This is a genomic window from Deltaproteobacteria bacterium (assembly GCA_017302835.1).
GTDB lineage: Bacteria > Bdellovibrionota > Bdellovibrionia > Bdellovibrionales > Bdellovibrionaceae > UBA2316.
Genome location: JAFLCC010000005.1, coordinates 126,339 through 150,629, shown reverse-complemented (window position 1 = coordinate 150,629; position 24,291 = coordinate 126,339). Strand labels below are relative to the sequence as shown.

The 24,291-nt window shown below is 37.1% G+C and carries 19 protein-coding genes; 9 read left to right on the top strand and 10 right to left on the bottom strand.

The annotated features are described in order from the left end of the window. Nucleotides 1-125 precede the first annotated feature (125 nt). From J0M15_07285 to J0M15_07270, 4 genes are all read left to right on the top strand, one after another. The gene (locus J0M15_07285; protein ID MBN8536840.1) at nucleotides 126-1,259 is read left to right on the top strand and encodes a hypothetical protein; all 1,134 of its coding nucleotides are present in this window, start codon (nucleotides 126-128) and stop codon (nucleotides 1,257-1,259) included. 66 nt (nucleotides 1,260-1,325) lie between these two features. Further along, nucleotides 1,326-2,132: a MotA/TolQ/ExbB proton channel family protein gene (locus J0M15_07280; GenBank protein ID MBN8536839.1), complete on the top strand. Its 807-nt coding sequence runs from the start codon at nucleotides 1,326-1,328 to the stop codon at nucleotides 2,130-2,132. Further along, nucleotides 2,107-3,198, top strand: coding sequence for a hypothetical protein (locus tag J0M15_07275; GenBank protein MBN8536838.1), 1,092 nt, complete (start codon nucleotides 2,107-2,109; stop codon nucleotides 3,196-3,198). Before J0M15_07280 ends, J0M15_07275 begins: the two co-directional genes overlap by 26 nt. Next, the gene (locus tag J0M15_07270) at nucleotides 3,195-4,448 is read left to right on the top strand and encodes a hypothetical protein (protein MBN8536837.1); all 1,254 of its coding nucleotides are present in this window, start codon (nucleotides 3,195-3,197) and stop codon (nucleotides 4,446-4,448) included. Before J0M15_07275 ends, J0M15_07270 begins: the two co-directional genes overlap by 4 nt. A gap of 35 nt (nucleotides 4,449-4,483) precedes the next feature. Here the strand turns inward: J0M15_07270 and J0M15_07265 are convergent, their stop codons facing one another. Further along, on the bottom strand, nucleotides 4,484-6,199 hold the full coding sequence (locus J0M15_07265) for a hypothetical protein (GenBank protein ID MBN8536836.1): 1,716 nt from the start codon (nucleotides 6,197-6,199) through the stop codon (nucleotides 4,484-4,486). Between the two features lie 298 nt (nucleotides 6,200-6,497). Between J0M15_07265 and J0M15_07260 the strand changes: the two genes are divergently transcribed. Further along, complete coding sequence (locus J0M15_07260) at nucleotides 6,498-6,878, top strand: hypothetical protein (protein MBN8536835.1); 381 nt, start codon at nucleotides 6,498-6,500, stop codon at nucleotides 6,876-6,878. A 4-nt stretch (nucleotides 6,879-6,882) separates the two neighbouring features. Here the strand turns inward: J0M15_07260 and J0M15_07255 are convergent, their stop codons facing one another. The 5 genes from J0M15_07255 to J0M15_07235 are packed head-to-tail and all read right to left on the bottom strand — an operon-like array spanning nucleotide 6,883 to nucleotide 14,268. After that, nucleotides 6,883-8,130 (bottom strand): phenylacetate--CoA ligase family protein, encoded by a 1,248-nt coding sequence (locus J0M15_07255; protein MBN8536834.1) that lies wholly within the window; start codon nucleotides 8,128-8,130, stop codon nucleotides 6,883-6,885. A 7-nt stretch (nucleotides 8,131-8,137) separates the two neighbouring features. After that, nucleotides 8,138-10,684 (bottom strand): hypothetical protein, encoded by a 2,547-nt coding sequence (locus tag J0M15_07250; GenBank protein ID MBN8536833.1) that lies wholly within the window; start codon nucleotides 10,682-10,684, stop codon nucleotides 8,138-8,140. Beyond that, nucleotides 10,681-11,871, bottom strand: coding sequence for an acyl-protein synthase (locus tag J0M15_07245; protein ID MBN8536832.1), 1,191 nt, complete (start codon nucleotides 11,869-11,871; stop codon nucleotides 10,681-10,683). Before J0M15_07245 ends, J0M15_07250 begins: the two co-directional genes overlap by 4 nt. After that, nucleotides 11,861-13,057: a GNAT family N-acetyltransferase gene (locus J0M15_07240; protein MBN8536831.1), complete on the bottom strand. Its 1,197-nt coding sequence runs from the start codon at nucleotides 13,055-13,057 to the stop codon at nucleotides 11,861-11,863. The genes J0M15_07245 and J0M15_07240 overlap by 11 nt, the downstream gene beginning before the upstream one ends. Beyond that, a complete protein-coding gene (locus tag J0M15_07235; protein ID MBN8536830.1) occupies nucleotides 13,054-14,268 on the bottom strand; it encodes an MFS transporter in 1,215 nt (404 codons plus the stop codon). Before J0M15_07235 ends, J0M15_07240 begins: the two co-directional genes overlap by 4 nt. 130 nt (nucleotides 14,269-14,398) lie before the next feature. Here J0M15_07235 and lipB point away from each other — a divergent pair, with 130 nt between their 5' ends. From lipB to J0M15_07220, 3 genes are all read left to right on the top strand, one after another. Further along, nucleotides 14,399-15,076, top strand: coding sequence for a lipoyl(octanoyl) transferase LipB (gene lipB, locus J0M15_07230; protein ID MBN8536829.1), 678 nt, complete (start codon nucleotides 14,399-14,401; stop codon nucleotides 15,074-15,076). A gap of 11 nt (nucleotides 15,077-15,087) precedes the next feature. Then, nucleotides 15,088-15,909 (top strand): hypothetical protein, encoded by an 822-nt coding sequence (locus J0M15_07225; protein MBN8536828.1) that lies wholly within the window; start codon nucleotides 15,088-15,090, stop codon nucleotides 15,907-15,909. 62 nt (nucleotides 15,910-15,971) lie between these two features. Next, a complete protein-coding gene (locus J0M15_07220; GenBank protein MBN8536827.1) occupies nucleotides 15,972-16,199 on the top strand; it encodes a hypothetical protein in 228 nt (75 codons plus the stop codon). A 95-nt stretch (nucleotides 16,200-16,294) separates the two neighbouring features. Here J0M15_07220 and J0M15_07215 read toward each other — a convergent pair whose 3' ends face one another. From J0M15_07215 to J0M15_07205, 3 genes are all read right to left on the bottom strand, one after another. Further along, the gene (locus J0M15_07215) at nucleotides 16,295-16,870 is read right to left on the bottom strand and encodes a prepilin-type N-terminal cleavage/methylation domain-containing protein (protein MBN8536826.1); all 576 of its coding nucleotides are present in this window, start codon (nucleotides 16,868-16,870) and stop codon (nucleotides 16,295-16,297) included. A gap of 210 nt (nucleotides 16,871-17,080) precedes the next feature. Further along, nucleotides 17,081-19,426, bottom strand: coding sequence for a hypothetical protein (locus tag J0M15_07210; protein MBN8536825.1), 2,346 nt, complete (start codon nucleotides 19,424-19,426; stop codon nucleotides 17,081-17,083). A 46-nt stretch (nucleotides 19,427-19,472) separates the two neighbouring features. Then, nucleotides 19,473-19,844 (bottom strand): DUF1304 domain-containing protein, encoded by a 372-nt coding sequence (locus tag J0M15_07205; GenBank protein MBN8536824.1) that lies wholly within the window; start codon nucleotides 19,842-19,844, stop codon nucleotides 19,473-19,475. 555 nt (nucleotides 19,845-20,399) lie between these two features. On the opposite strand from J0M15_07205, the gene J0M15_07200 reads away from it, so the two are divergent. Then, nucleotides 20,400-22,229 carry a thioredoxin family protein gene (locus J0M15_07200; protein MBN8536823.1) on the top strand — a complete coding sequence of 610 codons (1,830 nt, stop codon included), beginning with the start codon at nucleotides 20,400-20,402 and terminating at the stop codon, nucleotides 22,227-22,229. 83 nt (nucleotides 22,230-22,312) lie between these two features. Here the strand turns inward: J0M15_07200 and dnaK are convergent, their stop codons facing one another. Further along, the gene (gene dnaK, locus J0M15_07195; GenBank protein MBN8536822.1) at nucleotides 22,313-24,253 is read right to left on the bottom strand and encodes a molecular chaperone DnaK; all 1,941 of its coding nucleotides are present in this window, start codon (nucleotides 24,251-24,253) and stop codon (nucleotides 22,313-22,315) included. Nucleotides 24,254-24,291 lie beyond the last annotated feature (38 nt).

Genomic DNA, 24,291 nt, shown 5'->3' with positions numbered 1-24,291 from the left:
TTTATCATGCTCGCTTTAGCTATTTTTCCCCTGTAATAAAAATTCGACTCATTCTCGACAGTGGAAATATTTAAAAAAGTAGACTACGCCTTTATTTCAAAAAAAAGAGAATATAGAGAATTTATATGACAAAGGTGAATTCATTTTTAATTACAATATCGCTTATGTCGACGCTGAGCTCGGTAGCCTTGGCTCAAGTTCAGCGTTGCATTTTGCATTATACGGAACATGAACGCATTTTATTGCAACAAACTAAGGACTATTTTTCCTCTTTAATTAATGTAGATTTGCTTAAGTATCGTAACCAGGAAGTAAGACAGGTGGCTACTGGTATTAAATATGGCGGGATACAGAATCTAGTGCCAAATGCGGCGATTGATGCCTTGATAGCAAAATATGGAATTCGAGGATGGACGACCAGGGAAATCACGGATGAACTAAATGAGCAGACTTTCAAGACTCTAGAAGCTTATCGTCCTAACGATAAAACAGATAAGCGATTTGATTTTTTACCTAGTAAAGATCTTGCTGATCTGGTTCTTCGATCCATCGATAGGCATCCTGTCGTTTCTGAACGCTCGGCCGATCAATATCAACAGAAGGGTTCTGAGATAGGCTACTGTTTTGGTCGTGGTTGCTATGTGGATCTGATGCTGATGAGGCTAGGACTAGATCGTGACTCTATCAAAAAAATCTGGGCCGTCGGGCCGATGGGAACAGGAAAAATTATTTGGCAATTCCACATTGGGCATTTAGTAAGGCTCCCTGACAACAGCTGGGTGGCTATCGACAATGTCCCCAGCAGCTATAGAGTTCTTGATGCCCGCAGCTGGGGAGAACATTTCAAAAACAAAAATAAAGATGGTGAATTACGACTTTACATTACAGACAGCGATAAATTCACTCCCACCTTGGGCGCTTATGATCCCGTAAATTTGGGATTAAACGCGAACCGTACTAGCGATTGGTATAAAGGATATTTTCAAGATCTCATGGATTGGTTCCGCGACTCCAGTGATCATGAGATCGCTGAATTCCTGGGAATTAGTGCTTTACCGTCACGTCCAATTCCTATGAACCCCACTCCGGAACAAATCGCCCAGTCAGAAGTCGAAGAGTATCTTTATTCGCAATTACCTCCACGATCTGTTCCTAATAAAAATACAGGTCCAACTCCTGGCAACAACAATGTTAAAGGCAATCGGTTTTCAGGTATCCTTAATTACATTAACCGAATTAAGCAACGTTTTCATTTTTGAAAATCTATACGACTCTACTTAGAAATCTAGACTTCAGTTTTTAAAATCATTTCCGAAATGTTTTTTATGAAGAGCACCTGGACTGGCATTTTAATTTGCGGATTGGTAATATATTTCGGAGTGGTTCATTCGGCTGGAAATCCAGCTATCTTACTCAACTCCCATGCACTTATATTAGTTTTAGGGGGAACCATTGGAATTGCTTATTTAACCTATTCAGCTAAAAGACTAAATCAAGTATATAACTATATTGTTTTTGGTTTTCTTTTTAAAACAAAAAAAAATGAAAGCTCCGTGATTCACGATATATTTGCAATGATAGATGCTTATTATGAGTTGGTTCCAAGGTTTTCGCCAACAGGTGATCTCTTTCCTTTTTTAAAAGATGCCATGAATCTCCTTGAAAATCCAGAATATGATGCGACCACCTTGCAAGAGATACTTGTTGATCGGCGTAATTCGGTCAAAAGGCTATATCTAGAAGACGCAAAAATTCTGAACAATATTGCTAAATACCCTCCCCATTTAGGTCTTCTGGGTGCGGCATCTGGAATGATTGGCATGATGTCAGGGCTTGGAAAAGTGGGAATTGAAAGTATTGGCGCCTCCATGGCGGTGGCTTTGACGGCCACTCTATGGGGAGTAGGACTTAACAATTTCGTCTTTCTTCCGCTCGCAGACAATTCCACTAAAGCCGCAGAAGATGACTTGTTCCTCCGAGATATTATCATTGAGACCTGTATCCAAATGAAAAAAGGATACTCACACAAAAAGGTCATCACTAACTGCCGCAATAAATTGTCCATGATGGATCATTATGAAGTATCGAGAATATTGAGCTCGTCAAATGGCCAAACAAAAAATGCTTCCTAGGCCAACTATGAAAAAGGAAAAACAAGCCACATCAGATGATACCATACTAATAGAAACCACATCAGAAGAATTTGTCGCCAAACATCAAAAGTTAACTGAGGAGGATCATTCAGGCGGAAGCCATTCGGGAACAGAAATGGGATGGCTGGTCAGTTATGCTGATATGATGACCCTACTTTTTGGACTATTTGTACTTCTTTATGTTTTGAAATCTGATAAAACAAAGGATGCAGATGAAACCATGAGACAGATTTCAAATAAATTTTTTTCTTATCAAGACCCTCGTTCCTCTCTTAAGAAGAATGACGTCGTATCACCTCCTGAAAATACAACTGAAAAAATAACGTTGGAAAAGCTAGAGTCCGAAAAAGTAGAATTAAAAACTCAAATTGAAAAAATAGCAGAAGAAAAAAATAAGTCCGATGTACAAATAGCTGATCAAAAAAAGGCACTTCAAGAACAACAAGAAAAAATTGAAACTCTAAAAGAAAAAATTTCAGCCCTGAGTTCTGAACAAAAAAAGAAAGAAAGAGAAATTACCAGTGCCGCTGAAGTTTCAACGACAAAACTTAATGAAAAATTTAATAATGAATTAGAACAAGTGAAAGCAGAGCTAGAACGGGTAAAAAATGAATTAGAACAGGCAAAAAACCAGAATGCAGAACTCATGTCAAAACAAATCACTCAGCAAAACTACGTTTCCACATTGGTCACATGGGATACCGAAAAACATGATTTAGATTTGGAAATTTATTTTGACAAAAATAAGGTCTTTAATTTCAAGAGAAGAAAAATTAATGGACTTCCTGGAAATTTTGAAATTGATAGTCGCTTTGGTCCAGGAATTGAAATGTGGAAAGCTGAAAACTACAAGCCAGGAAAATATATTGCTCGAATTGTTTTATTTAACAAAAATGGGAACATTAATCCAGCAAAAGTAAAACTGACGATATTTTCCCAATCTGATATTTACAAAAGTGAAGAGTTTCAGATAAAAGGTGTAGGCATTCCCAAATTAGTTCCTTTTACAATTGATGAAAAGGGAAAGATTCAGGTCTTGCAATGAAAAAAATCCAGGTAATTTTTGTTTTTTTCTTTTTTAAACTAACTACTAGTATCGCAGCCACCCAAACTTACACGATTCAATGGCAATCCAGTCAAGGGACTCTAACGACAACAACAGGAACCCTTAGCATTGCTAATGAAAATGGAAAAAGAGCAATCTTTATTCAAACGAAAGCACCCATCGCTTTTCAGCAAGCCAACTATAGTGAAGAAGGTGATTCAACGAAACTTGTTGAATTTCCAAAAGATAATTTAGACAAATCTCTGCTTTTGTTATCTCAAAGCACGGGACAAATTCTTTTTAAAACAAATGATCAAACATCCTTGTTCAATTTTAAAATGATTGGGCAACCACCAACTTTTATAGTGGACGAAAGCTGCGAAAAATTAAAAGTGAAATACAAATTGTCCGGTCCCAAAACAACTAGTTACCCAGGATCTTTATCATGTACACTAAAGAACAATGAGGTCGTCTCCGTAATTTTTTCATCAACCACAGACGCTAACTGGCTGGGATCATCTATTCGCATCTCTGAAGGAAAAGGTGATCGGTGGAAACTTTTTTCAGGTTCAGACGTAACAGCTCAAGAACACTGGGCTTTATCCTGGGGACAATTGGATCAAAGAAATACGGTTAAGTTAAGTTTCAAACAGAATCAAACCGCCGTTCCCTCTGAAAATCAACTCTTGAAATTCAGGGTTGGCCTTGATTACAATTCAGGATCTGCTTCAAAATCAACTTCAGATAAAAGTTCATTTTCAGAATTCAGACTACCTCTACATGCAGAACTCTCTCTTGGGGAATCCAATATTTATTTCGTCTTTAATGGTTATCTTCCGTTAACTAATCAAAAAAAATTAAATGAACGGGAAGCCACAATCAGCTCCTACGAAATCGCAAGTGGGTATCGATGGAAAAGAAATAACTTTCAGTTATCTTCAGAATTAGGATACTTATTTCACACCTTGAGTTTAGCAGGTATTGGCGTTAGTTCCAGTTATGCGGCTCCCTTCATTGGTGGACAAGCTCAATACACTTTTCAAAAAACGATTTACTCTTTAGACTTACAATACTCAAATACCTCTTCAGATGGAACTTTTACTGAGAAAATTATGAAATTCACAATAAATCCTTCCTTCTTAAAGGGGCGAACAAGAATTTACTTTCAAACTAACTCCATTACTTCTTCAAAAAACAATATCGACTTGTTCCTGAATCGAAATGGAATGGGTATTGCCTATGACTTTTAAATTAGAATAAAATTCCTCTAGTTTAGCTCCCATTATTAGTTCAAACAAGATTCATCTCTGCATAATACAAATGACTGATCTTCCTTTAGCCTATACCTTTTGAATGTTTCTGGATTTCCAACAATTCGCGGCGAACCTAACAAAATGTAGGGATTAATATCCTGCCTACGAAGGTACTTTCCATCATTTTGTAATTCGTACAATTCATTTTTTTTCAAATCATAAACATATTTATCAGATACTCCGGAATCGAATTGAACATTATTAAAACTTGACCACATTTGACTAAGGGAACCATATCCAAATTTCTGAGGTCCAATAAACTTTTCTAATATAGGTAAACTGCTTAAATCTACAGACAATAGAGAATCTCCAATTACATCTGTAGGAAAAGGTTCCCCACTCAAAGCCCAATCGCTGACCCATGCCTGTATTAAATTTTTATTTCTAACTATTTTTACCATTGAGGATTTTCCACTCCACCCATCATTTTTTTTAGCCAAGCTTATGGAGCCAGTGCTTGGATTTTTATAGGAAATTCCAATCTCTTTGGAGGCTATTAAGTTTATTGGACTTCCATCCTCAAAATAGACAAGTGCCCAGTTTATCGGTGGATCCGTCGAAACCCTTCCAGGAAAGCTAATCCCACCTTGAGCTCTGATGGCGGCTAAGGTATAGTTTTTGCTAATGCCTGAATCCTCCACTATTCTTTTTTGCGCAATGATCATGGCAACAAGATCATCGTCTCGATTGGTTGATTGAAGTACTGCGGAATGTGTGTAATTATCAAAAATTAGGGGACTTATAAAGCCAGTTAGTCGATTTGAATTTACCAAGCTTAATATTCTTGCTGGATTGGTCAAAAGATTCCAAGATTGAGCTTGAAAGGTTGCATTCGCTGTACAAACGCAATGACCACCTGGATCAGTTTTTGTGGTAGAGATCACATTATTCCCCTGCGCATCTTTGACAAGAGCACAAGGAGAAGTAGTAACTCCAGGGAGAAAAATAGTATCGTACTTTCCGGTTGTTTCATTGACAACAACATTTTCAGCAAAACAAAAAGCATCCCTCCCTGTCTTTTCAACAAAAAGCGCACTCGTTAAGGATGTTGGAGTAAATAATTGATTTGCTGCTACCCTTTCCCATTTATAAAAGATATCCCCACTTCCAACAGGTTTTTCATTATTAAGTTTTTTTTGAAGAGCTGTTTGATCTTCGCTATCGTCTCCATATACCAAGGCATTGGTCTCATTGATAAGAACTAACGATCGAACCATGAAAATTAAACTAAATCTAATTTTCGTTTCATCAATTGTTGTTAGAATAATTTCCTTTTGATCGTAACCTAAATATCCCATTTTAGGTTTATACAAAAAAATCAAAGAACTTGGATCGAAAGAGAGATCATTATTGAAACTTGTTTTTACACTCAGATCTCCTATTTCATTTAGTTTAATATCTTTAATAACCGTCAATTCTTCCTGATTACCCAAGGAAAAAGAAAATCCATTAGGGTATTTATTTATATCGAACTCGATCACCTTCGTGTTTGAAGGAAGAGTTGGGCGTCCAGGAACAGGCGCTGGATAGGGTATTGGAGCATCATCATTTTTTGGCTCAGCATTTAACTCTAAAACTGACGGGGCAGTAGAAGCCAATTCGTCTATTGACACCTTTCCACAATTTTGAGCAGAAAAAGTTAAACAGAAAATGATCACAGAAAAAAAAGCCAACCGCTTTAAACCCATATCCCCCCCTTAAGAAATAGCTCACCCATTCGCCCTTCGATCTATGCTATCATCAATTACTTCAAATTAAAGAAAATTTTCGAAGGTATCAAAAGCTGAGACTAATTGATTGGTCTTCCTAGTCCTTTTTGATACATTGTTAAGAGAACTCGTCTTAAATTGAAACAAGTCCTAAAACCTAAGTTTGATGGAGAAAATCAATCGCTGCCAACAAACATTGCCATTGTGCGGTAAAATTAGAACTTGTTTTACTAGGAAGAAAAAGAGCTTAGATTCTCATTAAGATTAGGAGAAATTTATGTTTTCAATAGAGATGAACGATTCAAATCAAATTCAAGTTCAATCAAGAAAATTTCAATATACTTATTCTGTTGATGGCACTTTGGCTAACCCCCTGGAGGCCACCTACGCAGCTCTTTCAGGCTGTGCAGGTGTCTATGCGCTGAAGGCCAGTCGAAAAATAGGAAAATCAACAATAGGTATGAAAATTAATTGTAAATCCGTAGTGAAACCTGAGAACCCTTCTCTACCAGCCAAATGGATGACTGAAGTGAGTTTTCCCCAAGGATGGAATCAAGAGGAAAAGTCGATTGTTTTGTCTGCAATCAAAGAATGCGCCGTGAAAGAACTTATAAACAAAGGTCATCAAATTGATTTTGTTACTGAAGAAAAAGTATAGAAACTTAAGTTTTTCTTTCGTCGATCAAGCGTTTTAGTTTTCCTGTTCGGGGGTTAGTTTCTAATTCGGTTATATCTACAAATTCAATTTTGAGAGGATGAATCTGTTTTTCATGTGCCAACTCTTTTAAAAAAGAACGTTCCGCTTCAATTCTTGATTTTAAGTGCTCCATCTCTGCCGTGTCTCTACTTGTTGTTGCTACTTTGATGACCAATTGATCTTTATTCTGAAAATGTTTGGTGATTAACTGAAAGCCTTTCACATTAAATCCACTATGAGAATGGGACAGTAAGGCCGAAATATCTTCATAGTAAACGGTAGCAGGACCGATCCTGGCCCCTTCTTCAGAACGTCCAAGAATTTTAAATTTTCGATAATCTGTTGGGGACTCTAGCCACATGGCCCTATCCCCAACAGGGTACCTGATGATTGGCATTAAAGACCTTGTGAGATTTGTTAGATAAAGTTTTCCTGGTTTTTCAATTTCATTAATTGGTTTCAACGTTTCCTCGTCGATAATCTCCATCACTGTAAAATCAGAAAACACACGGTGTTCTTGAGGCGCGCAGGTCCTATCTGCATATCCTAATAAGCCTCCATCTACACTTGCATATCCTATAGACTGAATTTGCACTTCAGGAAATACACTTAAAATAAATTCTTTTTGATCGGCATACATGCTTTCTCCACCGAATAGAATTTTCTTGGGAGGATGTAAATTATTTTTTTCAGCGTGCTCAGCCAGTTTGACCATCGTCGTCGGAACTCCTGCCCACACATTAAGCTTAAAGGCATTTATTGTTGTTACAATGTGATCAAAATCAGCCCCTCCGCTCAGAGGGAAATGAACCACAGAAGATAAAGACTTCTCTATAGATTTGGTAATAAATAAAAAGGACGCATACAAATCACCGGCATAAAACAAATGGGCGATTTTATCTCCTTTGGTCAATCCACCTTTTCTCATGCCCTCGCCAAAAGCTTGCGTGAATAATTCCCATTCATCGATAGAAAAAAAAGAAAACTTGGGATTTCCTGAAGTTCCACCGCTTTTAAAAACAATCCCATCAGTTTGTTCTTCGGTCAGAATTTGATTATTCTCTATGGTGTTATGGTGCCAAAAATCATGACTTTCAATTAAGGGCAGATCTTCGATGGGTGTATTATTCGAAATACCCTTATAAAGCTCTTTATAAAAAGGCGATTTGTTTCGAGCTAATTCAATTAATTCGGTCAAACTAAAAACTTTCATAGGCTCCTCACCTTACCCGCTGATCAATCACATGCAGTAATTTTCCACTGGCTGATGATTTTAAAAAATCAGCTGAGTCTACAAACGAAAAATCGAGAAGCATTGTTTTTTCTTCCTGAACTGTCTCTTGTAAATCTTTATAGTTTCTAATAAGCATGGAAAGTACTTGATCTTGCTCTAGCTGACTTTTTTTATTTATTTTACAAGTCAATCTATCTAAACCACATTGATTATCAATAAGGATCTGGAATTCCTGATCATAGTTTAAATGATCCGCCAAAATTTGTTGGAACTTGCTAAAACTATAAAAACAGCTCGAGGCTCTAAAAATATCACCGGACCTACCTAAAAGTTCAAAACGAGGCGATTTTCTTCCACAAGGACATTCCTCGTCAATCCATTTTCCAACATCCCCGATATCATAACGTAGGAGCGTTTGACCTTCTCTGCCCAAGGTGGAAAATACGAGCCTTCCCACTTCTCCTTTTTCAACAGGCTCCTCTTTATCCAATTTATAAATTTCTAAAAAATGAAGGCTTTGATGTAAATGATGAATGCGTGGACCTGAAGAAGCACACTGGTAGCCCAAGGGACCCATATCCACACTTCCATAACTTGCCGATAAGAACGTTTTCACACCAAATTCTTCCTGCCAATGTTTCTTCTGAAGCTCGGATAAATGCTCTCCACCGAAATATATTTTTTCTATTACTTGATTGGTTTTAAATAATTCTTTATTGGCCTCAAAAAGCAACATCAAATAGGATGGCATTCCCAGCAAAACATTAATTTTATTTTTAACAATTACTTCCCCAACAAACTTAAAATCCATATGGGCCGACATAGGAAATTGAACCGCTTGAAGCTTTTCTAAAATTGTATAAAAACTTAAAAAACCTCCATATAGACCTCCACCAAAAAACAAATTGATACATTTATCTTTTAGTGGAACTAAACCTGCAGCTAAAAGCCCTTTAGCTGCCAAATCCATTTGTCTGTGGTAATCGTGATAAGTAAAATAAGAAATTTTAGGTTCACCACTACTTCCTCCACTTTTAAAAAATAATTCAGTTCCAGATGGAATTTTCTGTTGTTGAAAATCCATCTTTGTCATGAGTCTTTCAGGAAGATAGGAAAACTTAATTTCATTTCGCTCTAAATCACTTAATGTCCCATAGGTTTTTAACTGAACCAAATCACTCTTCAGACTTGTTTTTTTCATGTACCTCAAGAGGGCCGCATAACCATCATGGGGCTCCCCCATATAGCTTCCATGCATATCTCCCAGGGGCCTAATCCGATTCACTCCCGCCTGATAAAGTCCTTGAGAAAGCTCTTTGAGTTCACTCAGTTCACATTTTAGCCCAACGGTTTGCAAGTAGGATCGCAAAGGTCGAAACACTTCCCATAATTGAGATCTTGAAATGGGTTTCAGCCAAACCGTTCGAAATAAAGGTGAGGCTCTAAGTGCTGGCCGCATGTCCACCAACACTCTCCATCGATCTTTTTCATCTCTGATCACCTTGGCCCATTCAGATTTTAATGCTTGTTCGGTCTCGACGACCAAAGACGTTTTCTGAATTTCGGCAGATTCCATGGCAGAAGGGATTAACAATCTATAATTGCCGGCAACTTGGCCCATTTCTTCGCTTATTTTCAAACCTATTTCCTGAAGCTCAACAAAACTCGCATTTTCCACATAGACACACTGAGGGCTTGAGCAAGCTTGTTGGCTGTAGATTAAAATATCTTTTACCAAATCCGGAATAAATGAAGGATTCAATTTAGATTGACTGCTAATATAAGAAAAAGAAATCCGATGACCCCACTCTATAAATCTCACTTTAGAGGAACAAAGTGATTTGATTTCAGCAATGGCTTCTTCACCTCCCCAAGCCACAACCCCGTCAGCCTCGCTAAATATTTTCTGCATTCTCTCTTTTTCTTGGGAAGAAATTTTAAGGATGATCAATCTCTTTTTAAAAATGACTGCTAATTCGTTAGCGAAAAAGAAATCAAACAAGGTGGAAGTAAACTGACTGGAATGTTGGCTCAATTTTAATAAATTAACATTTCCAGTGAGTAATCCTTCAAAAGCACTCAGCACAGGAAGAGCGGAATCATTGGAAGGTAAAATCTGAACCAAAAACCCTAATGGGCTATAGGATTCAAAAACATCATTTTCCTGGGGAACTCGTGTGGACAAAAAGGGATCATCCCGGCCTACCTCGCGGGACATTTTAATCCTTAATTCACTTTCTTTTAAAAAGTCGCTGATTCCAGACAAAACACCGAGGGCTTCGGTTTCTGAAGACTCTCCTGAGGACACCAAAATATTCAACAGTTTTTCTCTCATCAAATGATTTTGCAATAAATCTTTAGAAAAGCGATCACAGCAATGATAAAACGTTTCAATGTCAAAATCAGAATTTAGACCTTCATAAACTGATTTATTCAGTGTTGTTAATTTATTCTGAAATAAGTCTTCATTATCAATCCATTCTCCTTGCCACCAATGTGGATTCAATTGTTTCAGTTGTTTTAGTTGATTCATATAAAACCTCTTAATAGTTCTGCAGCCGCGATGGCGCAACTTTTATTTTTGGTCAACCCGGCTCGACCCAATATCTCGAACCAATCCGTATTTAACCCACAATCACAGTCCGATCCTTTATGAAGAATTGCTAAATCTCCCATCAAAACAGAATTAGCAGGAACCGAAGTGATATAAGGAGAAATAAATTGCAGAAATCCTTCTTGGTTGTAACCAACATTTTTTAAATGATACAAATCCCTAATTAAGACTCTCGAATAGATCGGCACATGGAAATGATGATTCTTACATTCTATATAGGGAATGCAGTGTTCGACACTGCCAAAGCCATCTCTTAATCTTTCATTGGGAATACCGAGTTGATCTTCTACCATTTTATAGAACTCAGTTTTATCAATGGCCTTATCTGCAAAGCCTTTCCATCCACCACCCAAAAATACCAAGGACTGCGGAGAAAGCTTAAGGGGTTTCATTTGCAAGTCCCTCATTCTTTGAATCGTAAAATAAAAAAAGGACGGAAATCCCAATATCCTAACGGGCAAACCTTCATAAGCAAATTTTTGCAAGGCCCTGATACAGCCATATAAATCAAAATCATGACCGTTCTTGCCATTCCATTTCAAAGCGTATTCTATAGAATTGACAGGTGCAAATTGAGTCAAAAAGTTATCGGTATAGGCCGTTCCTAACTTTGAATCTGCTTCGGTTTGATAGCTGTAAAGCAAGTAGTTTGCCTTTTCTTCAGTTACCCACCCGTAGTATTGAAAGATAAATTTCACCATTTGTTGTGCCGATTCCAAACTCCATTTATCAAAGAAGATCTGAGATTTTTGTCCTGTGGTACCAGAAGAAGTCAGGTGTAAAAAAACCTCATCTTCTTCAATCGACTTCACTTCATGAAATTTAAAAAAATCAGCTGGAATAAAAGGAATTTTTTCCAAGGAGCCATCCCATGCTTTGATGTCAAAATTATTTTGTTGTAAAAATTCTTTAAAAAAAGACGAACGATCATAATGCCAAGAAAAAACTTCTTTCATTGCTAAAACAAATTCTAAACCCTCATTCTGGTTATCTTGATATGGATTTTCTTGAGTGCAGATTTGAAACACTTTCTTTAATTGTTCCCTATCTGGTGGAAAAAGGTCTGGCTTTTTTGCTGAGTTCTTTTCTGTTAAACTATTTTTCACTGAAAACCCCCAAAACTTCTAAATGCATTTTTTTCCATAATTGAATGTACTGGTCGATATAGGGTTTAAAAGATTTTTCAATTTGTATCCCTCGAAAATTCAATGGTTCCATGGATCTAGAAAGTAACACTAAATCCATAAATTGATCCTTGTACTCCAGCATCGCAGGATAAATGGCAGAAGGTAGAAAATTTAAATCCAGCAATGTCTCTAGGGATAAAATGCTGTCCATGGCCATTAAAATTTCAATATAAGAAACACCAAAATCATGCAACTGCTGCATTAAGGGGCGAAGCCTTCCCGCCATGGTGTAAAAGGGTTCTGTCGCTGTGATTAAGGCACAATAGCCATCGGATTCACTTAAGTATCCATATATATCTACTTCGCCATTTTTGGCACTTAATAACAAATTAGGTGTGTGAAAGGGAAAAAATTGATCAAAGGGATCTGTGAATTGAGAGCTAAACTTTCTTTTTACATATTCTGGAGCGTGGATAATTTCGAATTCCAAATACTCTCCTGAAGGTTTAGGACGAACCATTTTTAAAAGTTTCGGTGCTTTATGCATTGAGGGAATAAATTTATCGACCGCAGAAAAAATAGGTCCCAGTAACTCAGGAGCTTCTTCAACCGGAATTCTTTTTTTTAAAACTTCGGGATTATGTTTTGCCATCAAGGTGAGAGTCTCGTAATTAGATAAGCGATGAGCATTTGGAAAAATTCCTAATGGAATATAATTATTTTTAATAAATGCCAACTGCGGTCCCACACTCAAAGTTCTTGTCGTCGCATAAATGGAGTTTACTAATTTTTGATGTTCAAGTAATAAATCAGATCCATAGTTAATCATCTTTGAGGCCAGGCCTTTATTTTGATAATCTGGATGGACGACAATGCCTTCGGCCCTAGCAATTCGGTACTGAGGATCCACTTCAAATACAGCAGATCCACATAGGAGATGATTTTTTTCATCAAAAATAACCAACCACAGGTTGTTATCGTTTAACAAAATTTCCTTCATCACCTTACGATCTGTGCCCAAAGTTAAAGGGTAATTTCCACCATAAATGGTAAAATACAGCGTGAGTAAATTTTGAATGTCTCCTACTTCCGCTGATCTCATTCGCAAGTCCTCACTGAGAAGTATTGAATCGCCTTTTTTCATGATTGAATCGCCTTTTTTCATTTAAAAACATCCTTTCCCCATTTTTGAAATGGAAAGTAAGCAAGCAAGACCATCACCATAAGACCCACGGAACTTAAGATTCCCAACTTTTCAACACGTATATAGGTTTGAAGAAAAGCCAACATGGTTAAGGAAAATGGCACACTGGCCGTGCTGATCAAATTGGTTAAGCTCATGACATTAGGAACATCCTCTGGCAAAGGTCTCTCCTGAAATAAATGAATAATCAATACATTCACCAGACCTAAGCTGACACCCATCATCAGCAAAAAAAATAAATTCAATATTAATTTATCTTGAAAATTGAAAAGCACATAACTCGAAGAAAAGAATAGTAACAAGCCCCAGACCCATAGTAACTCTTTTTTCTTTATGGTAAAAAGACTCAGTAGGATACCGCCAAGTACAATTCCCGTTCCAAAAACAACTTCCATATAAGCCAATGAGTTAAAAGAATTATTAAAAATATTTTTAGCCATCACAGGTAACAAAACCTGAAGAGGGCTTAAAAATAAATTCATAAATAAAAATACCCAAAGCATGGTCGCAATCAGTTTGTTTTTTCTTAAGCTCGCCATCAAGGAGACAGGCTTTAAAGAGATAGTTTTCGAAGAAATCTTGTTTTTTTCTTTTTCATTGGATTTAAAAAACTTTGTTAACCGAAAAGCACAGCCACCTGAAATCAAATAAGATAAAAATGAAGTGAAAAATAAACCTTTGATTCCAAATCGATTAAAACAAATGAGTCCAAAAATAGGACCTATCATGGTCGTCAAAGAAGTAATTGTTGTCAACCTTGCCGTTAACCTTTGAATCTGATCTTCTTCCTCTAGTTCTATCGGCAAGGTCAAAATGGCTGGATTAAAAAATGCTGAAAAGATATTTGCCGTGAAAATAATAGAAATAATCAGATACAAACTAGTTGTAGATGGAGTTTCTGAAAAAAAATAGGCACTCACTCCAAATAAAATAGCCCTCCAAAAATCAGAAAGGACAATGGTCCTTAAAGCTCCTATTTTTTGGATCCAACGCCCTGAAAAACCGGCTAAAAGTAAATGAGGGAGTCCTCCAACGACCAGATACCAGGTTAACCACCCTTCTCCGTACTGAGTGGTAATAAACCAAATCAATCCCAGACTCGTCATTCTGTCTGATAACTGCGCTAGGAGTTGACTCATAATCATGAGCCATTCAAATTGCTTTTTTGCCATCTTACGAAACTACCCGAATTAGCAATGATTATATATTGTCTTTCATTTGCACAGTATTATTTTCATATATTTACAAATACTGAAATTTTGACTACAAATACTTATGATCGAGGATACTTTTTTACCCAAATTGATGAATAAATCTTCACATATCCAATTTGAAAACTGGGGAACTATAGACTATCAAGAAAGCTTAACTAAACAACTCGAAAGGGTTGAATCTATAAGTCAAAATCCTGATACAAGTTTCATTATATTCTGCAAGCATCCAGAAATCGTTACCTTAGGCCGCTCGACCAAACCTGGGGATGTCTTTGCCTGGGACGGGGAAACCATCGAAGTAAGCCGTGGGGGCCGAGCCACCTACCATGGCCCTAGCCAATTAGTTATCTATCCCCTGCTCAGTTTAAAAACCAAAAGAACAGCCATACCAACCCAAGATGTGGTCGCTTTTTTACGCGTCCTAGAAAACTCAATTATTGAATTTTTAGCGCTGTATCACCTCTCTGCCGTGGGGAAGTCCTTGCAGCATGATTTGTTAGAAGAAAAAGAACAAACAGGCGTTTGGATCAACAACCAAAAAATAGCCTCATTGGGAATCGCAGTTAAGAAATGGGTTACTTATCATGGGGCCGCCATTAACATTTATAAAGATATCCATGCCTATAGAGGAATGAATCCCTGTGGTTTTAATAGGTCCATCATGACTAGTTTAGAAGAGCAAACAAACCTACCTCTTTCTGAAGAAAAAATACTCAATGAATTAAAAACAATATTTTTAAAAAATTTTAAAAACCAGACTGACTAAAGTAGGACGAAATGAAAACGGAAATCAAAAAAAATAAAATTTATACAGGCTCCTACAAGGTAACCACCTATGATGCTGATCCTTTTGGTTATGCCAAACCCTCTTCCCTCATGAACTACATGCAAGATGCCTCGGGGATGCATGCTTTTGAGTGGGGTTTATCCGTATTTGATCTCTTCACTGAAGGAAAATCCTGGGTCATTTCAAGATATCATCTAAAAATCTATAATCGGCCTCCCATTGGCAAAGAAATCATCATCAAAACCTGGCCTTCCACCTTGCAAAATCTCTTTATCCTTAGGGAGTTTGAAGCTTCTACCAATGACCATCAGATAATTGCTAAAGCCACCATTTCCGTCGCCATGATTGATACAAAAACCAAGAAGCCCATTCCTTTGAAAAGGACCGAATCACTAGAAAATACAGCTACCCCTACTCAAGACTCAGCATCCACTCATTTTTCAGAAAATCTTTTTACTCCTATGCGTGCTATTGCTGATGACTTTGCACCTTTACCAAAAGTTTCGAATCTTACTAGGGAACTTGTTCTGCCTGTGATGCTTAGGGATTTAGACGTTAACGGGCATGTCAACCATGTGGTCTATGCCCAATGGGCCTTGGAAGCGGTACCAACAATAACATGGAAAACCCACCATCTGACGTCGATAGAAATTAACTTTAAGGCGGAAGTTCTCCATGGCAATCAAATCATTTCAAAAATCGAAGCTAGTCCTCACTCCGAAAAAAACGAAATCGTTTTTTTTCATCAAATATTTCACAAAGAAAACGGCTCCGAACTCACGCGCCTCAGAACCATCTGGAGTTTGAAATAAGAATCTAGACCTCTATCCCGCAAACAAAGTTGATTAAACTCTAATTGCGGAATAGAGATTTTATGTACACATATACCGTATGCGAGATAAAATTTTCCGAAAACCCCATTAATACGTCTATTATTCCAGAAATAAAACGAAAACTTGAGCTCATGCCATTTAAAAAATCGGACACCATTGAAACCTTTTTGATAGCGCCCTTTGGGGCAGATCAGGCACTAAAACAGGCTCAATTTTTTCACCATATTTTGAGCCTGAAAGAAATGCTCCATGGGAATAGCATGGAATGATCTATTGATAAATTTGTAAAAAACTTAAACAGGCATAGTCAAATGCTTGCCTGTTTTAAGAAGTAAAGTAAAAATTAGCAAATGTAAGTTTAGACTTACATTCCAACTGCACGATGATTCATGTTTCTAGCTTGATTAATAGTAAAAATATCACCGTTGTTATCAGCATTGTTGGGGGCTGCCGCATTATTTGTAGGATTCCCCCAGGCTGCAGCTGTAAATACTTGAGCACCAGCAGCACTATTGCAAGCTGTTCCACTAACTGCCGAAGTTGGCTCTCCAAATGCCCAAAAATAGGTCGCAGGAGACCCAGGGGGATTTGCTACTGAAACCATATCATTAGTTGCAGCCACCCCATCAACCGAATTGGCTACAGGGTTTGTGCAACCAGGCATATCATTATCAAAACCCGCATTATATCTTAAATTGGTTCCCGAAGCATCAGCCCCAATTGCTCCCAAGTTTGTTGAATATCCATTAAACTCTGTGAAAAAGGACGCTTCCCCTTGATATATAGCATTTAAGTGAGTCTTAGCTTCCGATTGACGAGCTTTTGCCATAAATTTTTGGTATTGAGGAATACCGATTGTAGCTAAGATTCCTATAATGGCTACAACAACCATCAGCTCCACTAGCGAGAAACCTTTTTGATTTAAGTTTGATTTTTTCATTTTGTAGTTCCCTTTCATTCCTTTATAAAATTAAGTTTGTTGTTTTCATATTTTCATGGTTTCATATTTTTCAGCTGCATTCAAGTATTACAATTAATATGTATCAAGTAGGTACAATTCTAATATTTTTTCTCAGACCTTAGTACTTACATCGAGCTTCTTAAGTTCTAAAACTCAAAAAAACTTAAATTCCTAGTTCACTTTAACCTGCTACTTATACTTCCACCAAGAGTATTCTGGTTCTGGTGGCAAATACTTTAAGAACTCAATAAGTGCGAGTTTGTCAGAATCTGAAAGATCTGTACCCCATTCGTGTCCCCCATTCGAATTCCCTGAAAGTCCTGTATCAAAACAGATTTCTTTATCTATTTTATTTTTTAAATCGCATTTATTATTATTTCGGTTCCAATCTTTTTCTGGAGCTCCGATAAATTTGGGATCAAAGTTCATGGACTTTACATTAAAATATTTTGGCCTTTTTACAGACGGCTTCAGCAATTCCCAAAGTGTGGGTACTGATCCATTATGCAGAAAGGGACCTGTCGCCCAGACTCCAGAAAGATGCCTTGCTTTATAACCCATTCCTGGTTTCATATCACCATAGTTATTATTAAAGTCACCCTGCTTTGAAAAACCGTTATAGGTATCACGAAAAAATTCATTGCCTCGGATATTATAGAACTCCATTTCCTTTTGCTGTTCCTGAGTTATTTGATGATCTTTATAGTACTTAGCTTTAATGCCTCCCACTCCATTATAAATGCTTTCTTCAAAGGGAATTAAATGTTTTAACACGGGATCTCTAATTGGTTTAATAGGGTTGAGAGCTGCAAATGGATCCGTATTGGGGCTGCAATCATATTCTTGATTGTTTTTATAATCTCTACATTTTCCATCTCTAGAACTTAGAGGGAACATATGATATTCACGCAGTACCTGGGAAGGCCCGACAAATTTATTGCTCTCATGACAGTGCATGCACTTACTAGAATAGATTTGGATACCTCGAGGTAGCAGATCAGGATTTATCCTTACAGCAGAATCCCGAGAATCTTTAAAAACTTCTTTCCATTCAGGAACTTTAATTTGATGAACCAAATGTTCTAATTTATTTAAATTATGAACATTCACTGTCGATGATAAATCTTTATCCAGAATGATCGCCCCTAAACCGAGAGACTGTCCCACATTCCTCATAATAACTGAATTCGAATTTCCATTGTAGTGCAAGTTGGCCATATACTTTAATCCCCATATCCATGGCAAAGAAACCGGGGCCGTGATATCCACTGGATTAGATCCCCGTAAGACAAGATTTCCAATACGCCCAAAAGCATCCGTCCGATTAAATCCAGAAGGTGTTTCTGTTGTAGAAGGGTCGATCCCGACTGACAATTTCGCAAAATATTCCATCCTCTTTTCCAAATGAGAATTCTGAATGTCTTCGTCTGTTAGATTGTAAGTGAGTTTAAGTAACTTCACTAAGCTTCTCTTGATCGCCGCAATTCCTTCAAACAACCTGCTATTGTCACCTTTTTTTGCCTTTAAAAGAGTGATTCCTGCTGATACTTTTTTAAATATCATCCCGTTATCAATTATTAAATTATAGGCATTTGCTGCTAAATGACTGGTTTTTCCTAAAGCAGAGGACTCGCCTTCCTCTTTTGCCAAATGCGCAAAAACGTTTGTTGCCTTCGCAAAATCTTTAACAAAGCCATCACTCAACTGGGCCGCATCTTTTTTAGGTTGAAGATGCTTAAATACAGAAGGATTCGAGCTTTTAATATTTGTTAAAAACTCTTCCAATACCTCTTTTTTCGTAAGCATCAAGACTGTCGAACCAGCCATATCCTTAAAAAATCCCCTCACATTGACCATCGATGGGGCCCCTTGAACTGGTAAGAGCTTACCACCAAAACTAATCGAACCAGAGTGGCAGAGGGCACAATTAGTTCCGACCATTCTAATTGATTTAATACCATTAAATTCTTTAATAATCTTATTTTCTGGAGTCAATTCTAGCTTTGTATTTTCATTGTCATAGGCAGCAAAGGCATCGGCTGAATTTGAAACATCCTTGGTTTGATTCATATAAGAATCATCAACAGGGAAATTACTCCAAGAAGCCGTTAAACCGGAATAAGGAATTAAATATTTTACTCTGCGAGGTATCTGATTCACTTTCTTAAATGAAAATTCCTCGTTCGTTTTTAAAATTCCAAATTTTTTGTCCAACTGTTCATGAAAAAATTGATTATAGACTCCTTTTAAATTTTCACCGTAAATTTGATCTTCTGGAAAAACAGCTGACTTTAAATTCATGAACCATTCATAGGGGTACACATCGGCCCCTTCTGAAAGATGCTCAAAATCGGCCCAATCACCTTTGCTTAATCCTGAAGGAATTTCAATTTCCCTTTGTTGCGTTAGGCTTGCCGCCGCATTGGAATTACTTGGATTCCGACTTGAATTTAACTCTGCTTTTTGCTGAGTTAAACAACTTGTAAAAAGAAGGCCCACAGAAAAAATCGGTAACTGGATAAACAACTTTCTCATTAATATCTCCAAATTCTTTAATCATTATTCTATATTCTTTTCAAAATTAAAATTGAAACTTAATTAAAACCCAAACCAAAGGAATGGCTGCGGGCAAGGATTGCAGATAAAATATTTTTTTAGAAACAGTTAAGGCTCCGACAACTCCAGCTAAAAAGATACAACTCAAGAAAAATATCTGAACTTGGTTTGCCCATTGGATATCAGAAATGAACAAGGACCAAATCAAACCAGCAGCTAAAAACCCGTTATAAAGGCCCTGGTTAAAAGCCATATTTTTTGTTTGTTGCGCCAGAGAGGCGCTAAGCCCAAAAGCCTTTAAGGTTCTGGGCTTCTCCCAAAGAAACATTTCCATGTACATAAAGTAGATATGTAAAAATCCAGGAATCAAAATGAAAATTTTAAACACCCAATCCATGGCTTAAGTTTAAGCTATCAAAGAGATATTTTTAAATTATATTTATTGAATATAGACTTTCGTAGTTAAATCCTTGGACCTTAGCACAGACCCTTTTAAGGGAATTAGATTGTTCGTAATTTCGAAAAGAATGAGACGCAAGCTCAAAATGAAGTAAATCAATTTTCTGAGTCGAAATTAAAAGCATTAGCCACTGAAGAGTTCCAAGTGGATTATGTGGAAGTGCCAGAGGAAAAAATAATCTCAAATGTCGATAATTTTCTTAACCTTTATTCAAAAAAGATGAGTGTTGAAGCTAAAGATTCGCCTCTAAGGTTCTAGTAAAATTATAAAAAACTCATGTCTATCATTTTATTAAATGTATTTTGCTGATTAAGTGGTGGCGAATTATTTAGGTAAACCTATGTACTCAAGGATTTTTTTATTGACTTTGGGGTCTTCAATAGCTGCAGTCATTTTGAAGCGTGAAGCGAAAAGGCGAAAAATATCATTTGCCTCCACTCTCCTTTTTGCATAATTTGGCGCCAGGCCTTTTAGCGAACATAAGGAGCACCCGTGAAGTTAATTTTAAATATCAATCTACTTTCGTCTCTTCTATTTTTTTTCTTTAGTTCGATGGGAATATCGGAGTCTACTAACTCGTTAGATTTTAGCTATTCTATAGTAAAAACAAAAGAAAAAGCTATATATGAATTATCGGTGACTCCTCCAAAAAATCATCATATCAATGAAAAAGCCCCTCATCGAGTTGCTATTAGAAAAGGCAAAGGTATTGACCCTTCCTCCGTTCAAGTTCTGTCACCAGATCAATTCCAAACCTCCGAATCACTTCTCAAAATTCATCTAGATGTATCATTATTTAACAAGAATACTTGTTCCATTGAATTAAAGATTTATCTCTGTGATAATGCCAATACCTACTGTGTTCCCAAAGAAAAATTTATTTCCTGCGAACCTCTGGCTGAAACAAAAACTACAGAAGAAATCAAAAATTATTCTGACCCAAATTATTTAAAAAAATCAGATGAAGGTTCTAAAGAAAGTATTTTAAATTCTACCCCTATTTCTTCGCCTAAAAATTTAATGTTTTTAACTGATCCAAAGTTAGCATTACTCAAAGCAAGAACTGAAAACAAACCTCTATTCATAGACTTTTATGGCAATTGGTGTCCTCCCTGCAATGTTTTAGACGAAACCGTTTTTAGTCATCCCACTTTTAAAACCTACCAACAAAAAATGGTATTTTTAAAGCTGGATGCAGATTTGTCTGCGTCATGGGAATTAAAATCAAAATTTCAAGTAAAAGGTTACCCAACCATTATTTTTACAACCCCTCAACTTGAAGAAATTCAAAGAATTACTGGAAACCTGGAACCCCAAAACTTTTTTTCTAAAATGAATTTTGTTATTCATAATAAAAACCAAAGCATCACAAATTTAACCAATGATTTTCAGAAATCAAAAACACCCACTAACGCTTGGAACTTATTAAATTTGTATTTAAATCAAGAAAACTACATCGAAGCTTTTAAACTGGTTCCCTATGCCATCCAAAAGAAAAAACTCACAGTCAAAGAGCAAGATACGCTTAATTATTTGTCATTGAAAGTAGGCTTTTCTTCTCTCAATAGAAATTCTTCTATGGAAACGGGCCCTGAATTCATCGACTATATTAAAAGTTCCTTAGAGGCCTTTCCTTTTGAAGAAACTTGGTATGATAAGTTAAATATGTTAGAAACGATTGCTGAAACAACCAAGAATGAAGACTTAAAAAAATGGACTTACCGCCAAACTTTAACTATCACTCATAAGTTATTATCTCAAAAAACTGACAAAAATAGCTTTTTAACTAAAGCTGATCTCCTTTTTCTGCGAGCTGATTCTTTTGAAAAGCTAGGAGCCAAAACAGAAGCTCAATACCTATACAAACAAGCTAGCTTAGAAATAGAAAGGAAAATAAAAAAATTAAACTTAAATATTCAAACAAACAAAGGCTTTAACTTAGATCGCGTTTATGCCATTTATAAATCAGGTGATTTTCAACAAGCCAACTCACTGTACAAAGGACTCATTCAAATTTATCCAAATGAATTTACCTTTTACTATAATCACGCCCAAGTTCTAAAAGAACTTAACCTCAAGGAAGAGTCTTTGGCTCAAGCCAAAAAAGCATTGGAATTTTCCTATGGCGATAACAAATTAAGAGCCGCCCACTTAACCGCCGACCTCTTAAAAACATTAAATCAAAAACCAGAGGCAATTAAACTTCTCGATTCTATTATTCCAAACACTCTTTTGCCAGAAGATAAATCCATACGGACCCATCGCTACTACAAAAAATTAGTCGATTTAAAATCGGAGATTAAACTAAGTGTCGCTAATTAAAAAAATGGACAGTTTTTGAGACTGTCCATTTTTCAATAAATTCCATTATCCTTTAATTCGTTTTGTGTAATCTTTCCCTTATATCAATTCACATCTTTATAATCAGCATCAATCACATCATCGCCATCTTTCTTCCCAGCACCTGCGGTTTCTGAACCGGCAGCACCGGTGGCCCCATGAGAACCCTGAGCTCCACCAGCATCGCTGCCAGGTGTAGCACCAGCTCCTTGTTTGTACATCTCGCTTGACAACTTATGCGTGGCTTCTTGCAACTTGCTAAAAACCGCTTTCATTTCTCCATAAGCTGATGACTTATTTTCAACTGTTTTCTTGGCCTCAGCTAGAACCGTTTCAATGGATTTCTTTTCTGCGTCGGATACCTTAGAACCAGCCTCTTTAATCATTTTTTCAGTTTGATAGACTAAATTTTCCAAATCATTTCTTTGTTTAGCGGCTTCTACTTTTTCCTTATCCTCATCCGCACGAAGTTCAGCTTCTCTGACAGCTTTTTTGATTTCTTCTTCAGTTAAACCACTTTGTGCAGTGATTTTAATTTGTTGAGATTTTCCTGAAGATAAGTCCTTCGCAGAAACACTCAAAATACCATTGGCATCGATATCAAAAGTAACTTCTACTTGTGGAACCCCTCGTGGAGCGGGTGGAATGCCAGTTAATTCAAAGCGCCCTAAAGATTTATTATCCGTGGACATTTTTCTTTCACCTTGAAGAACATGAATCTCAACACCTGGCTGATTATCTGCTGCCGTCGAAAATACCTGAGACTTCTTCGTTGGAATGGTCGTATTTCTTTCGATAAGAGCTGTCATCACGCCACCCAAAGTTTCAATTCCCAAAGACAAAGGAGTTACATCCAACAACAACACATCTTTCACATCACCAGAAAGAACACCACCCTGAACAGCCGCGCCGATAGCCACAACTTCATCAGGATTCACTGTCCTGTTTGGCTCTTTACCGAAAAAGTCTTTCACCGATTTTTGAATTGCAGGAATTCGAGTAGATCCACCGACCAGAACAACCTCGTCAATTTCAGAAGTCTTAAGACCCGCATCTTGAAGGGCTTTCTTACAAGGTTCAATGGATTTTTGGACTAAGTCATCAACCATTTGCTCAAATTTAGCCCTCGAAAGCTTCATTTGTAAATGCTTAGGACCTGTTTGATCCATGGTTATAAAAGGCAAGTTGATATCTGTCTCTTGTGAAGATGATAACTCGATCTTAGCCTTTTCAGCTGCTTCTTTCAAACGCTGCAAAGCCATTTTATCATTTTTCAAATCGATACCTTGATCTTTTTTAAACTCAGCAACCATCCATTCTAAAATACGAGTATCAAAGTTATCTCCACCCAGGTGCGTGTCCCCGTTGGTAGATCTCACTTCCACAACTCCATCACCAACTTCAAGGATCGAGATATCAAAAGTCCCTCCACCAAAATCGTAGATGGCAATTTTTTCATTTTTCTTCTTATCTAAACCATAAGCCAAGGCCGCAGCTGTGGGCTCATTGATAATTCTTTTAATTTCGAGCCCTGCGATCTTTCCAGCATCTTTGGTGGCTTGTCTTTGGGCATCGTTGAAGTAGGCAGGAACCGTAACAACAGCCTCTTTAACCTCTTCACCTAAATAATCTTCAGCAACCTTTTTTAATTTAGCTAAAACAGCAGCTCCAATTTCTTCAGGAGAAATTAATTTATCGCGAACTTTGAAAGCGCAATCATTCCCTTTTTCAACTACATTATAGGGAACCAATTTGGTCTCTTCTTGAACCTCAGAAAATCTTCTTCCGATAAATCTTTTTGCAGAATAAATTGTATTCTCTGGATTCGTAACTGCCTGACGCTTCGCTATTTGGCCAGCAAGTCTTTCGTTATCTTTCGTGTAGGCCACCACCGAAGGTGTCGTTCTAGCTCCTTCTTCATTGACTAAAACCTTAGCCTCGCCACCTTCCATAATCGCCACGCACGAATTGGTCGTCCCAAGATCTATGCCTATAATTTTTCCCATACTTTTCTCCATTGTTTAGTTAAACCTTCTAAAAACAA